The organism is Streptomyces sp. NPDC058198, from assembly GCF_042882605.1.
Lineage (GTDB): Bacteria > Actinomycetota > Actinomycetes > Streptomycetales > Streptomycetaceae > Streptomyces.
Genome location: NZ_JBHVVP010000014.1, coordinates 59201 through 73639, shown reverse-complemented (window position 1 = coordinate 73639; position 14439 = coordinate 59201). Strand labels below are relative to the sequence as shown.

Here is a 14439-nt window from a genome sequence, read left to right as displayed (position 1 = left end):
GAGCGCCCTTGATTCGATGACTGTCTATGTTGACGCTTGTCGAATCAGGTGTGATCCTGGCCGGGCAAGCCATCGACAGACGTCGAATCAAAAGGGGATCCACCGTGATCGTGCCGCGTGCCGATGTACCCGCCACCGCCCTGCCCACCGTGGTGATCGGAGCCGGCCCCGTCGGGCTGGCCGCCGCCGCCCACCTCGTCGAGCGCGGCATCGAGCCCCTGGTCCTGGAGGCCGGCGCCGACGCGGGCAGCGCCGTACGGGAGTGGAGCCATGTGCGGCTGTTCTCCCCCTGGGCCGAGGTGATCGACCCGGCCGCCGAGAAGCTGCTCGCCCCCACCGGCTGGACCGCGCCCGACGGCGCCACGTACCCCACCGGCGGCGACTGGGCCGCGCGCTACCTCCAGCCGCTGGCCGACGTCCTCGGCGACACGGTCCAGTTCGGCGCTCGCGTCACGGGCGTCTCCCGCCTCGGACGCGACCGGGTCGTGGACGCCGACCGCGAGCGGCAGCCGTTCACCATCCATGTCCTGAACGCCGACGGCACCGAGCAGCGGCTGACGGCCCGCGCCGTCATCGACGCCTCCGGCACCTGGTCCACCCCCGGCCCGATCGGCGGCGACGGACTCCCCGCCCTCGGTGAGCGCGCCGCCGCTGATCGCGTCTCCTACCGCGTCCCGGACCTCAAGGACCCAGCGGTACGGGCCCGTTACGCGGGCAAGCACACGGCCGTGATCGGCTCAGGAGCCTCCGCGTTCACCGCGCTCGCCCACCTGGCCGACCTGGCGGAGGAGGCCCCCGGCACACACGCGGTGTGGGTCCTGCGGCGGGGCATCGGCGGTGCCACCTTCGGCGGCGGCGAGGCCGACCAGCTTCCCGCCCGCGGCGCGCTGGGCCTCGCGGCCAAGACGGCCGTGGACGACGGACACGCCGACGCCGTCACCGGCTTCCGCACCGTTTCCGTCGAAAGGACCGGCGACCAGCTGGTGCTCGTCGCCGAGGACGGCCGCAGCCTCGACCCGGTCGACGAGGTCATCGTCCTGACCGGCTTCCGCCCCGACCTGTCCTTCGTCTCCGAGCTGCGCCTCGCCTTGGACGAGCGACTCCAGGCCCCCGTCGCACTCGCCCCGCTGATCGACCCGAACGCCCACTCCTGCGGCACCGTCTACCCGCACGGCGTCAACGAGCTGGCACACCCGGAACAGGACGTCTACCTGGCCGGTATGAAGAGCTACGGCCGCGCGCCCACCTTCCTCGCCATGACCGGCTACGAGCAGGTCCGCTCCATCGCCGCCGCCCTCGCCGGAGACCGGGACGCCGCGGAACGCGTCGAGTTGACCCTCCCGGAGACCGGCGTGTGCGGCGGCTCGGGCCTGTTCGACAAGTCCGACGCCGACAAGACCCAAGAGACCACTGCCGGTTGCTGCACCGCCCCGGCCGCCCTGCCCGATATCGCACGCCGCACCGCGGGTGGCTGAAAAGGTGCGACTCCGGACCGTCCCGATGGATCTTGGGAACTCCTTTACCCTCCGCGGTAGTTCTGGCGTCGTCCCCATCCCCTCGGGGATCAGCACAGCGAACGACAGAACCATGTGAAGGAGTGAACGCCACGATGGTGTTCAAGAAGCTGCTCGGAGCCCTCGGTGTCGGTGGCCCCTCGGTCGATACCGTGCTGGACGGCGGATCCGTGGTACCGGGTGGCACCCTGTCCGGCCATGTGTACCTGCGCGGCGGTCAGGCTGACGTGCACATCGACCAGATCACGCTCGATCTGGTCGCCCGCGTCGAGGCGGAGGGGCACGACGAGGAAACGGAAGGCACGGTCGTCTTCGACCGTCTCCTGGTCGGTGGCGGTTTCCGGCTGACCGAGGGTACGGAACACAGCGTTCCGTTCTCGCTGACCGTGCCGTGGGAGACACCGCTGACCGAACTGTACGGACAGCCCCTGGGAGTGGTGCTGGGGGTACGCACCGAACTCGCGGTGGGCGGGGCGAAGGACAAGGGAGACCTCGACGCGCTCCACGTGTCGCCGCTGCCGGTCCAGGAAGCAGTCCTGGAAGCGTTCGGGCAGCTGGGCTGGGGCTTCGCGTCGGCCGATCTGGAACTCGGTCGCATCGGTGGCACCGGCCAGCAGCTCCCCTTCTACCAGGAGATCGAACTCACCCCGCCGGCGCGGTACGCGCACGCGGTGAACGAGATCGAGGTGACGTTCCTCGCCACGGCCGGTGGGATGGACGTCGTCATCGAGGCCGACAAGCGCGGCGGGTTCTTCTCCGAGGGGCATGACGCGCTCAACCGGTTCACTGTCTCGCACCACGACGTCCGGCAGAGGGACTGGAACGCCGAGGTGGGCTCATGGGTCGAGCGGCTCGTCGCCGGCCACGGCTCAGGGGCCGGCCACGACGCCGAACCGTACGGACATCGGTCCCCTCACGAGGACGGGCACCACGACGGGCATCACGGCTCCGGTCCTGACACCGGAGCGGTAGTGGCCGGTGCCGCCGCGGGCGTGGCGGTCGGTGTGGTGGGCGGCATGGTCGCCGCCGAGGTCGTCGACGAGATCGGTGACGCCTTCGAGGGCGAGGAGGACGAAGCCGGCGAGGAGGAAGCCTCCGAGGACGAGTGACCCGCTCGGTTCCCGCGCGGTGGTTCAGGAGGTGACGGGCCGATCGGCACGGCACTCCACGTGAGTGGCCGTGCGCGGCCGGCCGGTCCGTGACAGCGGCCCGGCCGCCTTCACCACCGTCCTCCCGAGCGGCTCAAGTTGCCCCAAGAGGCAGGACGCAATGCCCCTCGTCCGTGGGGCCGGGGGCTGGACGGCCCACGGGGCACAGGGCGAGGGTGGAGGGTGGAGGCCCGGGCCGTCCCGCCGTCGCGTCGCCGCCGTCGTACGGGCAGGGTTGCTGCGGTGCCCGGCCGGGCACCGGGCGAGCGGTACGGACGGCTTCGGACAGGGCGAGCGGCACGGTCAGGGGAGACGGAGATGCGCGGACACCACCACGAGCACGAGCACGACGAGTCCTTCCGGCCCGCGAAGGCCACGGACGCGCGGGAGTCCGCCGAGACCTCGCATCTCTTCAAGGCCGCGGCCGCGGGCCGGCCCGATGTGGTCGGGACGGCCGGGATGAGCAGCCTCCAGCGCGCCGTCGGGAACAGCGCCGTCGGATCGATGCTCAGCAGGGAACCGGAAGCCGAGGCGGAGCCGGCGCCCGCCACGCCGGCGGAGCGCTCCCCCGTGCACGACGTGGTCTCCTCCGGCGGCGGTCAGCCCCTGGACACCGACACCCGCACCGACATGGAGAGCCGGATGGGCGCCGACTTCTCCGACGTACGGGTGCACACCGACTCCGCGGCGCACGAGTCGGCGAAGGATGTCGGCGCGCATGCGTACACCGTCGGCAATCATGTGGTCTTCCAGCGGGACAGCTACGACCCGTCCTCGTCCGGCGGCCGTACGACACTGGCGCACGAGCTGACCCATGTGGTCCAGCAGCGCAGCGGCCCCGTCGACGGCTCGGAGGCACCGGGCGGCATTCGGGTGAGCGATCCGTCCGACCGCTTCGAGCAGGAGGCCGTCGCGAACGCCGACCGGGTGCTGTCGCAGCCGAGCCCGGCCGCCCCCGTCTCCGAGCCCGCGCCGGCAGCCGCCGCACCGGCCGCGGTGACGGCTCCCGCCGTACAGCGCGAGGCGGCGGAGGACGAGGACGAGGAACCGGCAGCGGTGCAGGGCTCCTTCGTCCAGCGCGCGGAGGAAGGGGCCGAGGAGGAGGAAGAGGCTCCGCCCGCCTGACCTACCGCGCGCCTGACCTACCGCCCGCCTGACGTACCGCGCATCCGCGCGCTACTGCGTGTCCGCGCGCAGCGTCCCGCCCAGGAACAGCGACTGCGCGCAGCCCGACGGCGTCGGGGCCTTCACCGGCTTGCCCACCTGCCGGCAGTCGACGGTCATCGTGATCTCGCCGCCTGCCGGTACCAGGATGGGGGTGACGAAGTGATAGTCGGAGTCGCGGAAGTTCTCCAGGGCCAGCCGCAGCACCGGGGCGTCCTGGCTGGAGACCACCAGCGTTCCCGCGTCGCCCTGCGGGTTCTGGACCACGATGTCGGTGAGTTCGAAGGTGCTGCCGGCCGGCACCTTGTAGGCAGATCCGCTGCCGGCGCCGCCGCCGACCGCGTCCCTGACCTCGACCCGGGCGCTGGTGGGGGCGCCCGCGCCGCGCGCCGTACCGGATCCCGATCCGGACCCGTTCTCCCCGCCCTCGCCTGATGCCCCGCCGTCGGCGCCGGCCGACGCGCCACCGCCGTTGGAGGCTCCCCCGTTGGCGCCCCCGCCGTTGGCGCCCCCGCCGTCCGGAGTCTTCGCCGCGGCGGACGCGACCACATCCGGAGTGATCGCCTCCCGGGCCGCCGACTTCACCGCCGGCCGCAGCAGCGCGTACCAGAGTCCGACCAGCGCGATCAGTACGACCGCCGCGAGGATGAGCGCCCGGGGCAGCCAGCCCGGCAGGATGGCCTGCTGCTCGTACGAGCCGTCGAGGACGACCGGCTCGTACGGCTCCTGACCCTCCGTCACCACGGGTGCCACGAAGGCCTGGAACGGGTGGGTCACCGGGGTGCCACGCCACAGCCGCTTGGCCGGCCGCACCCGTATCTTCCCGAAGTCCGCGTGTCCCGGCGGGATCACCAACTCGGGTGCGACGAAGTCGACCCGGGCCCGCTCGGTGCCCGTACGGCCGCTGAGGCGCACGGTCACCGGGGCGTTCCCCCGGTTGTCCACGGCGAGTTGGTGCGTGCCGCGGCGGACGCCGTTCGAGCTGCGGGGCACCAGTTCCGAGGTCACCTCGGTGAAGGGCGCTACGGTCACCCGCCCTTCGGGGACGACGGTCGCGCTCTGATCGCTCGTCGGCACCACCCGGATGCCGAAGGGCGTCTCGCCCGCGGGCACCGACGGGTCACGTGGCGGGCTCAGCCGGAGGGTGACGGTTCCGGAGGCGCCCGGGTAGAGGGACAGCGTCGCCGGCTCCACCGCCGCCCAGGCGGCGCAGGCTCCGACCACCTCGAAGCGGTACTCCTCGACCGTGCTGCCGGAGTTCAGGATCTGTAGGGGTACGTCCGTCTCCCCGCCCGGCTCGGCGGTGACAGTCGATGCGTCGAGGCTCGCCGTAACACTCATACGACGCACCGTAGATCCGCGCATTCCTAAGAACAGCGGCCGGACAGGAACACTTTCGGGCAGATGTCGTGCCCATCGAGGGGCAATGGATTTCGCGTCCGGGCTTGTTGGGAATGGAGTAACTGCCGATGCGTGAGGCGCCGAGACCAGGCTGCGCAGGTCCATTACGGCCCGTGATGATGCCATCGGTTCGCATATGCGGAGGGGGAAATTCATGACAGACCGTACGATCGTCGGTTTACGCGCGCAAGATCCGATCTCCCAGGCCGGGGTGGCCAGCCAGCTACGGACAAGACCGGAGGTGACGCTGACCGGCTGGGACGAGGGGGAGCTCGATCCGCAGGTCGTCGTGGTGGTCGTGGACGTCATCGACGAGGAAGCGCTGCGGATGCTGCGCAACATCCAGCGCAGCGGTAACGCCCGCGGTGTGCTGGTCGCCACCGAGATCGACGAGCAGAAATTGGTCAGCGCGGCGGAGTGCGGTGTCGCGGGGGTGGTCCGGCGCTCGGAGGCGACCCCTGACCACCTGGTACGGGTCATCGTCGCTGTGGCGAACGGGGAGGGCCATGTGCCCGCCGACCTCCTCGGACGGCTGCTGGAGCAGGTGGGGAAGTTGCAGGGCCAGGTTCTCGGGCCGCGTGGCCTGCACTTCACCGGCCTTTCCTCGCGGGAGATCGACGTACTGCGACTGGTCGCGGAGGGGTACGACACCGCCGATATCGCGACCAAGCTCGCCTATTCCGAACGCACGATAAAGAACGTTCTGCACGCGGTTATGACCCGGCTCCAATTGCGTAATCGCTCTCACGCGGTGGCATACGCACTGCGCCAAGGGCTGATTTGAGGCACGGTCGCCGGACCCGCTCTGCCGCTTTCGGTCCGGCTGCCCGAAAGGGCAGAACTCGGTTCCCGCAGGACTGACTCGCGCCCCGCTGTCCGCGGGGCGCGAGCAGGGGATGGTGAGGGCCGGTGTGCCGATCTGGGGAGGGTTCCGTGCCACGGTCTCAGCGATTCCGGCGCTCGGCGCGGAAGCGGTGGAGGGCCGAGCGGACGACGCGGCTGACGGCCCGTACCGCCCTGCGTGTGCTGCCCTTCGCCCTGCTGCTCCTGGCCATGGGCGGCCTGCCCAGCTCGGCCGGCGAGCCGGACACGGCGGCCGCCGCCCCCGAACCGTCCGTCACACCGGCTGTGGTGACGGAGAAGCTCGACCCGGGCGCGTCCACCGCCGTGGACAAGCTGGTCCGCACGCCCGCCATCCCGCCGAAGCCCGACATCGTGCTGCTGGTGGACGGCACGTACAGCATGGCTTCGTCGATCGAGAGAATTCAGCGGGACCTCCCCAAGATCACCTCCAGGGTGATCGAGGAGCAGCCCGAGTCCCGCTTCGCCGTGGCCACATACGGCGACCAGGAGGTCGACGCCGACAACGGTGAGGTCTACACCGTCCTGCAGCCGCTGACGGACGACCTCGGCAAGGTGCAGGACGGCGTCGACCTGCTCGACACACACCGCGGTGAGTTCAGCATGGGCCCCTCCGAGGACTGGATCAACTCGCTCTGGCAGATCGCCAACGGCAGCGATGGACAGACCGTTTTCCGTGCGGACGCGAGCCCGGTGGTCGTCCTGGTCGGCGATGCCTCGAGCCACGATCCCAGCATGGGCCACTCCCTCACCGACACGATCTTCGCGTTGCAGGCCCGGGGCGTCCGCGTGCTGGGCGTGGACATCGCGACCGAGATCGGCGACGGGCTCAACGGAAACGGTGACGCCGGCTACCCCGGCCAGATAGAGGACCCCCTGCACGAGCCGGGCCAGGCCGACAAGGTCATCGAGGCGACCAAGGGCAGACTGCTCCCCGATGTCGCCCCGGACGCGGTCGTGGACACGATCGTCGACGGCCTCAGCAATCTGCGTACGACGGTCGGTTACCAACTGGCCGACTGCGACCCCGCCCTCACGGTGACCCTCGACCCGCCCACCCGTGACGTCACCAGCGGCGACATCGCGGCCTTCGACGAGACGATCGAGGTCTCCGAGGACGCTCCGCAGGGTACGAGACTGACCTGCACGGTCCAGTTCCTGCTGGGCCCCGGTGTGCCCGGTGCGGGAAGCGCAGGCCCGGGGGCGGCGGCCGATCCCCAGCTGACGGAGACGATCAACATCGACGTCAATGACGTCGACGCGCCGGTGGTCACCGTGGACGACCGTACGGTGGAGACCAGCGACCCCGACGGCGCGCGCGTCGGCTTCACCGCCACTGCCGAGGACGCCAACGACGGTCCCCTGCCGGTACGTTGCACCCCGGCGTCGGGTTCGCTCTTCCCGGTCGGCAGCACCGAGGTCAGCTGCTCCGCCACCGACGCGAACGGCAACACCGGCACCGACACGGCGACCGTCGAGGTGCTGGAGGCTCCGGTGCCGCCGGCCGCCGATGTCGCGGTGGATGTCCAGGTCACACCGGAGCGCACCTACACCGGTCGCGACGCACGCGTGCGCTTCACCGTCACCAACGCCGGCCCGGACACGGCGACCGGTGTCATTCTCACCTCCGCCTGGCCCAGGACGCCCGACGCGGGCAAGCGCACCCTGGCCGGACTGTCGCGCTGCACCCCGACCGCGCCGTGCACCGTCCCGGCGGGGGGCAGGATCGAGGTCACCCAGACGGCCACGTACCGGCAGGCGATCAGCGGAGACGTCCATGGGACCGTCGTCGCCACGCTGCCCGACCTGCGGGCGGACGACAACAGGGACCGGGACCGGCTCCGCGTCCTTCAGCCGAAGCTGACCGTGACCCCGGAGGTCGCCACACCGGGGCAGGTCGTCCTGGCGCGGGGCTCGGACTTCCCGCCGGGCGTGAACGTCCGGCTGAGCTGGAGCGCGGGCATCACCGCCACGGGGTCGCCGGTGGCCGTCGGCCGCGACGGCACCTTCGAGACGCAGGTGCCGGTGCTGCGCAAGGACGTGCTCGGACCACGCAGGCTCCGCGCGGACGGCACCGATCTCGACCGGCTGGAGAAACCGGTCCTGGTCGTCCAACGCAAGCTCCAGCCACCGGACTTCGCGGGGCGCGGATGAGCGCGCTCGCGGAGCCGAGGGCGGAGAAGCGGCTGTGATCCATGAGGTGGACGACGCGCTGCGCGTGCTGCTCAGGGCCGAGGTCCTCGAAGGCGCCCAGATCGCCGTGGTGTTCGACGCGCCGACCCGCGAGTGGGCGGCCAAGGTCAACGCGCCCACGGTCAATCTGTACCTCTACGACATCCGCGAGGACATGCGGCGGCGGGAACGCGGGCTGTACAACGAGTACGACGAGGGAGGCACGGTCGTCGCCCGCCGCCGGCCGCCGCGTTTCTTCAAGCTCTCGTATCTGATCACCGCCTGGACCAAGCGCCCGGAGGACGAACACCGGCTGCTCTCCTCGCTCCTCGGCTGCCTGCTGCGGTACGAGGCGCTGCCGCCGGAGCGGCTGACGGGGACGCTCCAGGACATCGGGGTCGCCGTACCGATGACCATCGCGCTGCCGCCGCCGGAGGACCGCTCCTTCGCGGATGTCTGGAGCGCGCTCGGCGGCGAACTGAAGCCGTCGCTGGACCTGGTGATCAGCGTGCCGGTCACGGCGTCGCCGACCTATCCGGCGGGCCCGCCGGTGGGCGACGAGGGACTGCACGCCCGCTTCGGCGACCACCCGCCGCAGGACCGCGCGCGGCGGCAGACGCGGCGGATGCCGGGCGGCGCGGCGCTGCCGGTGTACGGATCCGGTCCCGGCGCACCGGACGGTACGGAGCGTCCCGGCGCACCGGACGGAACGGACCGTCCCGCTGCACCGGACGGTACGGACACCGCGTCCGGACCCGCGCGACGGCCCGGTCTGTCGCTGCGTATCACGGAGAACCGAGGGGAATGACGAGCGCCACGGGACACGAGGAGCCGGACCGGGATTCGCAGCGGGATCCGGACCGGGATACGCAGCGGGATTCGACCCGGGATCCGACCCGGGATGCGGGCCTCCGCCATCTGCTGGCCCGCGCCGTCCTCGTCGAGCAGCGCGTCCGCCGCGCGGTCGAGGCCAGGCAGCTCACCGACCCCCATCCGGACGACGCGTTCCGCGGCCTGTATCTGACCGAGGAGACGATCACCCGGCTGCTCGACGAGGGCCGTACGTTCCCCGTACCCGACGAGAGCGACGCGGCCCGGCTGGCTGAGGCCGAGACGCTCACCGATGGCGACCACCCGTCCCGACTCACCCTGCTGGCCGAGGAGTTCGGCCTCAGCACACTCGATGTCGAGATCCTGCTCATCGCGCTCGTACCGGACCTGGACGACCGGTTCGAGGCGTTCTACGGCTACCTCAACGACGATGTCACCCGCCGCCGTCCGACCACCGGCCTCGCCCTCGGTCTGTGCGGACTCTCCCCCGCGGACTCCGCCGCCCGCGCCCGTCTCGGGCCCCGAGCGCCGCTGCGGTCCGGCGGGCTCCTGCTGGTGGAGGAGGCGGACCGGCCGTTCCTGGGACGTGCGTTGCGGGTACCGGACCGGGTCACCGCGCACCTCCTCGGCGACGACACCCCCGACCCCCGGCTGGCCGATCTGCTGGCCCCGTGGCATGCCGTACCGGGCGTGGGCGACCCAGCGCCGCTCGCCCGTATCCTCGGCTCGGCCGTCCACCTGGCGTATCTACGCGAGGACCAGGGCGGCGCCGGTACGGCGCTGGCCGCCACCGCGCTGAGCCTCGCGGGGCGCGGCGTACTCGGTCTCGACCTGTCCCGGCTGGCGGAGGACCCGACGCCGGCCGAAGCCGTACGGGCACTGGTACGGGAGGGCCGGCTGACCGGGTCGGGCCTGGTGTGCGCCCCGCTGGACGCGCTCTCCCGCGACCACCCGCAGACGCTGCGCCTGCTGACCGACACCCCGCTCCCCACGGTTCTGGTGGGCCGCGCCCCCTGGGACGCCGCCTGGTCGGTCCGCCCGCCGCTGCTCCTGCACGCGCCCCGGGTGGAGCCCGCCGTACGGGCCGCGCTCTGGCGCGACGCATACGCCGCCCCCGTCCCTCCCGGTCTCGATGTCGGCGTACTGCTCTCGCCGTTCCTCCTCACCCCCGGCCAGATCGAGGGAGCGGCCCGCAGCGCCGCCCAGACGGCGCGGCTGGACGGCGGAGCTCTCGGCTCGGACCACATCCGCCAGGGCGCCCGCGCCCAGAACGCCGCGGGCCTCGACCGGCTGGCCCGCCGCATCGAACCCTCCGTGACCTGGGACGACCTGGTTCTCCCCCCGGATGCCCACGCCCAACTCCGCGAACTCACCGCCCGTGCTCGCTACCGGGACCAGGTCCTGGGCGAGTGGGGCATGCGCCCCGGCGGCGGCCGCGGCCGGGGCGTATCGGCCCTCTTCGCGGGCGACTCCGGCACCGGCAAGACGATGTCGGCGGAGGTGATCGCGGCCGACCTGGGCCTCGACCTCTACACGGTCGACCTGGCCACGGTCATCGACAAGTACGTCGGCGAGACGGAGAAGAACCTCGAACGCATCTTCTCCGAGGCGGCCGGTGTGAACGGCGTCCTGCTCTTCGACGAGGCGGACGCCATCTTCGGCAAACGCTCGGAGGTGAAGGACGCCCACGACCGCTACGCCAACGTCGAGAGCGCCTATCTCCTGCAACGTATGGAGTCCTTCGACGGCCTCGCCATCCTCGCCACCAACCTCCGCGCCAACCTGGACGACGCCTTCACCCGCCGCCTCGACCTGGTCATCGACTTCCCCATCCCGGACGCCGGACAACGCCGTCTCCTCTGGGACCGCTCCCTGGGCCCGCTCCTCCCCCGCGGCTCCGGCCTCGACCTGGACTTCTGCGCCACGTCCTTCGAACTGGCCGGCGGCAACATCCGCTCGGTGGCCGTCACCGCGGCCTATCTGTCAGCGGAATCCGGCACCCCGGTGACCATGCCCACCCTGATCCACGCGATCCAGCGGGAGTACCAGAAACTGGGCCGCCTCACCCTGGCGTCGGAGTTCGGCCCGTACCTCGGCCTGCTGACCTGAGCCCTCGACCTGCTGACCTGAGCGCGGAGCGCGCGACGAGGCCGCGGGCCGTGGCGCCGTGCCCGGGGCCACCGTCGTTCAGGACCTGGGCCGGAAGTTGCTCCTGCTCGTCTCTTCCCCTGCGACCGTGGCCACACAGCGAAAGACGCGTGAGCCCCGATCGAACTCCGCCTGGGAGGGCGGGAGTACATCGACGGTCCAGCGCTCCGGTGCGATGTCGAGGGCCGCGCCTCGCCTCGACTCGGCCATCACCTCGCGGGAACACAGCCTGCGGACCACGGGGTGCTTCGCCAGCTCCCTCTGGTTGTTCGTCATGCCGTCCAGGGGCAGCGGCGCGATGGCGAAGGTCTCCCAAGGGTGCTGGACCGTACAGTCCGACCGGTTGATGGTGACGAATCCGGAGATGACCACCATGCCGCCCCAGCACTCCGCGGTCGTGGGACAGCGCGCGTCCGCGCCGGCGACGGAGGCGGCGGAACAGCCCTCGGTGACCGTCGGCACGGTGAAGTCGTGCCCGGCGGCGGCCTGCGAACCCTTGGCCGAGACGGCCGCGTCCTTCTCTGGGGAATCTTCCCCCTTGCCGAAGTCGAGGAGCGCGACGGCACCGACCGAGCCGAGGCCGATCACCGCCAGCGCGGCGGCCGAGGCGATCCACAGCGTGCGCCGGGTGCGCCGGGTGCGCGGGGTGCGCCGGGTGCGCGGGGTGCGCCGGGTGCGCGGGGTGCGCGTCGTCGGCGGACCTTCCGTGCTCTGCTGCCGCACGGTGGCTCGCGTTACGTGCTCTCGTACGGTCTGCGGGACGGCGTTCAGCGTGGGCAGCTCGACAGCGGTGAGGGCGTCGCGCAGCGCCGCGGCACTGGGCAGGCGTTCGGCCGGATCGGCCGCCAGAGCTGCCCTGAGTACGTCCATCAACGCGGCTGGCACACCGGGCAGATCGGCAATGGGGTCGGTGTGCCGGACGATCAGTTCCGTGACACTGAGCTCACCTATGTCCGGGTAGTGCGGCGGAAGGCCACGCAGCAGGGCGTAGAGGGTCGCGCCGAGCGCGTACACGTCCCCGACCGGGGTGGGGTCCTCCAACCGGAACGCTTCGGGCGGTGCGTACGCCGGGGTCAGCGCCTCCCTCGTCGCCGACAGCTCGTGGCCGGGACGCGGCATCGCGGCCAGCCCGAAGTCGGCGAGGGCGACCGCGCCGAACTGATTGATCATGATGTTGCCGGGCTTCACATCCCGGTGCAGCACCCCGGCGCTGTGCGCCGCGGCGAGCGCGTCGGCGATACGCACCCCGATGTCCCGCGCCGCCTCCACCGTGAACGCGCCGCGCTCACGGAGCCGGTCCGCGAGCGAACCGTTGGAGCACAACTCCAGCACCATGTAGGGCCGGCCGTCCCCGAGCACTCCCGCGTCGTACAGCGCGACGACATGCGGATGACCCGACAGCTGCCCCGCCGCGGTGACCTCGCGCATGAACCGCCGACGGCTCCGCTCGGACGACAGCACCCGGTCATCGATCTTGAGCGCGACCTCCCGCTGCACGGACAGCTGACGCGCCCGGTACACAGTGGCGAAGCCACCCTCGCCGAGCACATCGGCAACCTCATACCCCGGCACTTCGGTCCGTCCGGCCCACATCGCGCTGCGTTCCCCCAGGTCCCCCGGGCTCCCCCAGGAAAGCCCGCCCAGCTGGCAGGCGAGGGCCCGACTGTAGCCCACGGTCAGCAGGGGCGGCCCGCTCACCACAGGAGCCTGCCCAAACCGCACAAGCTCAGAGGTCAGAGCACTAGGTAGCCCAATTTTTGAACGGTCACGGACGCAGCGATGAGTTTTCCCGTCCCGGCAGGTCTCACCACCGTTGTCGCCCCATCACAGGAGGAACGCGTGGCTCAGTTGCTGAGAGTCCAGAATTTCAACGTCTCGAGTGACGGAATTGGTGCCGGTGAGGACCAGACCCTCGAGAGGCCGTTCGGTCATGTCGAGCCGGAGAGGCTGTTCGCCTGGGCCGGCGCCACGGCGAGCTGGCCCATGCGCACCGACCCCGGGGGGAGCCGGGGCCTGGACGACTACCTCACGCGGGACTACGCCCGCAACATCGGCGCCGAGATCATGGGCCGCAACAAGTTCGGGCCCCAGCGCGGGCCCTGGCAGGACCATGAGTGGCAGGGCTGGTGGGGTGACGAGCCCCCGTTCCGCACCCCGGTATTCGTCATGACCCACCACAAGCGTCCTTCGCTCACGCTGTCCGACACCACGTTCCACTTCGTCGACAGCGACCCGGCCACGGTCCTCGAACAGGCCCGGGAGGCGGCGCAGGGCAAGGACGTCCGACTCGGCGGCGGGGCTACCACCATCCGGCAGTTCCTCGACGCCGACCTCGTCGACACCCTGCACGTGGCGGTCTCACCGATGAAGCTCGGGTCCGGAGTACGACTCTGGGAGTCCCCCGATGAACTGCTCGACCGGTTCCACCTGGATGTCGTTCCCAGCCCGAGCGGGGTGACACACCACCTGTTCTGGCGAAAGTAACCGATCCTCAGGGCTACCCCCGGCCGGCTGTTTTACCTCCGGGGGCTGCCCTGAGGCAGCCCGTCAAGTCGCGCCTAGGGTGGTCAGCCCCGGCCCTGGCGGTTTCCTCAGCTCGTGCCCGGGTGCTGGCAAGCCGCTAGAAGTCGGTGCCGGTCTCGAGATCGTGCCGCCCGAACACGATCCTCATCCCCTACGCCAGTCCCTCCAACGCCCATGATCCCCACACGGCCGCACCACCGCGCCCCCGTGCGACGCCCTCACCCCGCCCCAACGTCACACTCGACGTACCGACGGAATCCCTGGGCAAGGACCTGAAATCCGCACGCTTCGTAAAAGGTGTGCACGTACGCATCGTCGGCCGCCAGTAGCTGCACCTTGTAGCAGCCGGAAGACCGGCCGAGCGCGACGACAGCGTCCATCAACTGTTTCCCGACGCCATGACGCCGAGCGGCGCCCGCGACCACCACGTTCTCCACGAAAAGGATCGACCGGCCGCCACGCGTGAGGTTCGGCAGAACAACGCAGTCGGCAGTGCCGACAACGACGCCACCACGCTCAGCAACCAGCACAGTCCGCCCCTGCTGCGCGGCGATGGCCGACCAGACCGCCCCTGCGGTCTCGGCGGGCAACGGCGCGTCGTCGGGATTCAACTCACGGTAAAGGCCCAACAGAAACAGCAGATCAGCCCTACCAGCCGAACGCACAGTGATGTCCAC

Annotated in this window: 11 protein-coding genes; 8 read left to right on the top strand and 3 right to left on the bottom strand. The window is 71.2% G+C overall.

Features of this window, described 5'->3' with window-relative positions:
- Window positions 1-104: 104 nt before the first annotated feature.
- The 3 genes from ACFVWW_RS30410 to ACFVWW_RS30400 all read left to right on the top strand — a co-directional run bounded on the left by ACFVWW_RS30410 (window position 105) and on the right by ACFVWW_RS30400 (window position 3787).
- Window positions 105-1475, top strand: a complete 1371-nt coding sequence (locus ACFVWW_RS30410) for an NAD(P)-binding domain-containing protein (protein ID WP_384180790.1) — start codon at window positions 105-107, stop codon at window positions 1473-1475.
- Between the two features lie 134 nt (window positions 1476-1609).
- Entirely contained in the window at window positions 1610-2623 is a 1014-nt protein-coding gene (locus tag ACFVWW_RS30405; protein ID WP_386878863.1) for a sporulation protein, read from the top strand.
- A 357-nt stretch (window positions 2624-2980) separates the two neighbouring features.
- A complete protein-coding gene (locus tag ACFVWW_RS30400) occupies window positions 2981-3787 on the top strand; it encodes a DUF4157 domain-containing protein (RefSeq protein WP_386878862.1) in 807 nt (268 codons plus the stop codon).
- A gap of 51 nt (window positions 3788-3838) precedes the next feature.
- Here the strand turns inward: ACFVWW_RS30400 and ACFVWW_RS30395 are convergent, their stop codons facing one another.
- On the bottom strand, window positions 3839-5167 hold the full coding sequence (locus tag ACFVWW_RS30395) for a hypothetical protein (protein ID WP_386878861.1): 1329 nt from the start codon (window positions 5165-5167) through the stop codon (window positions 3839-3841).
- 214 nt (window positions 5168-5381) lie between these two features.
- Between ACFVWW_RS30395 and ACFVWW_RS30390 the strand changes: the two genes are divergently transcribed.
- The 4 genes from ACFVWW_RS30390 (at window position 5382) to ACFVWW_RS30375 (ending at window position 11200) form a co-directional block, all read left to right on the top strand.
- Window positions 5382-6011 (top strand): response regulator transcription factor, encoded by a 630-nt coding sequence (locus tag ACFVWW_RS30390; protein WP_384180798.1) that lies wholly within the window; start codon window positions 5382-5384, stop codon window positions 6009-6011.
- A gap of 149 nt (window positions 6012-6160) precedes the next feature.
- Window positions 6161-8242 (top strand): HYR domain-containing protein, encoded by a 2082-nt coding sequence (locus ACFVWW_RS30385; protein ID WP_386878860.1) that lies wholly within the window; start codon window positions 6161-6163, stop codon window positions 8240-8242.
- A gap of 34 nt (window positions 8243-8276) precedes the next feature.
- A complete protein-coding gene (locus ACFVWW_RS30380; protein WP_386878859.1) occupies window positions 8277-9068 on the top strand; it encodes a DUF4255 domain-containing protein in 792 nt (263 codons plus the stop codon).
- Window positions 9065-11200 carry an ATP-binding protein gene (locus ACFVWW_RS30375; RefSeq protein ID WP_386878858.1) on the top strand — a complete coding sequence of 712 codons (2136 nt, stop codon included), beginning with the start codon at window positions 9065-9067 and terminating at the stop codon, window positions 11198-11200. The genes ACFVWW_RS30380 and ACFVWW_RS30375 overlap by 4 nt, the downstream gene beginning before the upstream one ends.
- A 78-nt stretch (window positions 11201-11278) precedes the next feature.
- Here ACFVWW_RS30375 and ACFVWW_RS30370 read toward each other — a convergent pair whose 3' ends face one another.
- Window positions 11279-12937 carry a serine/threonine-protein kinase gene (locus ACFVWW_RS30370; RefSeq protein WP_386878857.1) on the bottom strand — a complete coding sequence of 553 codons (1659 nt, stop codon included), beginning with the start codon at window positions 12935-12937 and terminating at the stop codon, window positions 11279-11281.
- Between the two features lie 141 nt (window positions 12938-13078).
- On the opposite strand from ACFVWW_RS30370, the gene ACFVWW_RS30365 reads away from it, so the two are divergent.
- Complete coding sequence (locus ACFVWW_RS30365; RefSeq protein ID WP_384180810.1) at window positions 13079-13723, top strand: dihydrofolate reductase family protein; 645 nt, start codon at window positions 13079-13081, stop codon at window positions 13721-13723.
- Window positions 13724-13980: 257 nt separating this feature from the next.
- Here ACFVWW_RS30365 and ACFVWW_RS30360 read toward each other — a convergent pair whose 3' ends face one another.
- Entirely contained in the window at window positions 13981-14439 is a 459-nt protein-coding gene (locus ACFVWW_RS30360; RefSeq protein WP_386878856.1) for a GNAT family N-acetyltransferase, read from the bottom strand.

Bases quoted from the DNA above. Each gene is read 5' to 3' on its own strand.
- ACFVWW_RS30405 (WP_386878863.1), top strand. From the start codon at position 1,610: ATGGTGTTCAAGAAGCTGCTCGGAGCCCTCGGTGTCGGTGGCCCCTCG.
- ACFVWW_RS30400 (WP_386878862.1), top strand. From the start codon at position 2,981: ATGCGCGGACACCACCACGAGCACGAGCACGACGAGTCCTTCCGGCCC.
- ACFVWW_RS30395 (WP_386878861.1), bottom strand. From the start codon at position 5,167: ATGAGTGTTACGGCGAGCCTCGACGCATCGACTGTCACCGCCGAGCCG.
- ACFVWW_RS30390 (WP_384180798.1), top strand. From the start codon at position 5,382: ATGACAGACCGTACGATCGTCGGTTTACGCGCGCAAGATCCGATCTCC.
- ACFVWW_RS30375 (WP_386878858.1), top strand. From the start codon at position 9,065: ATGACGAGCGCCACGGGACACGAGGAGCCGGACCGGGATTCGCAGCGG.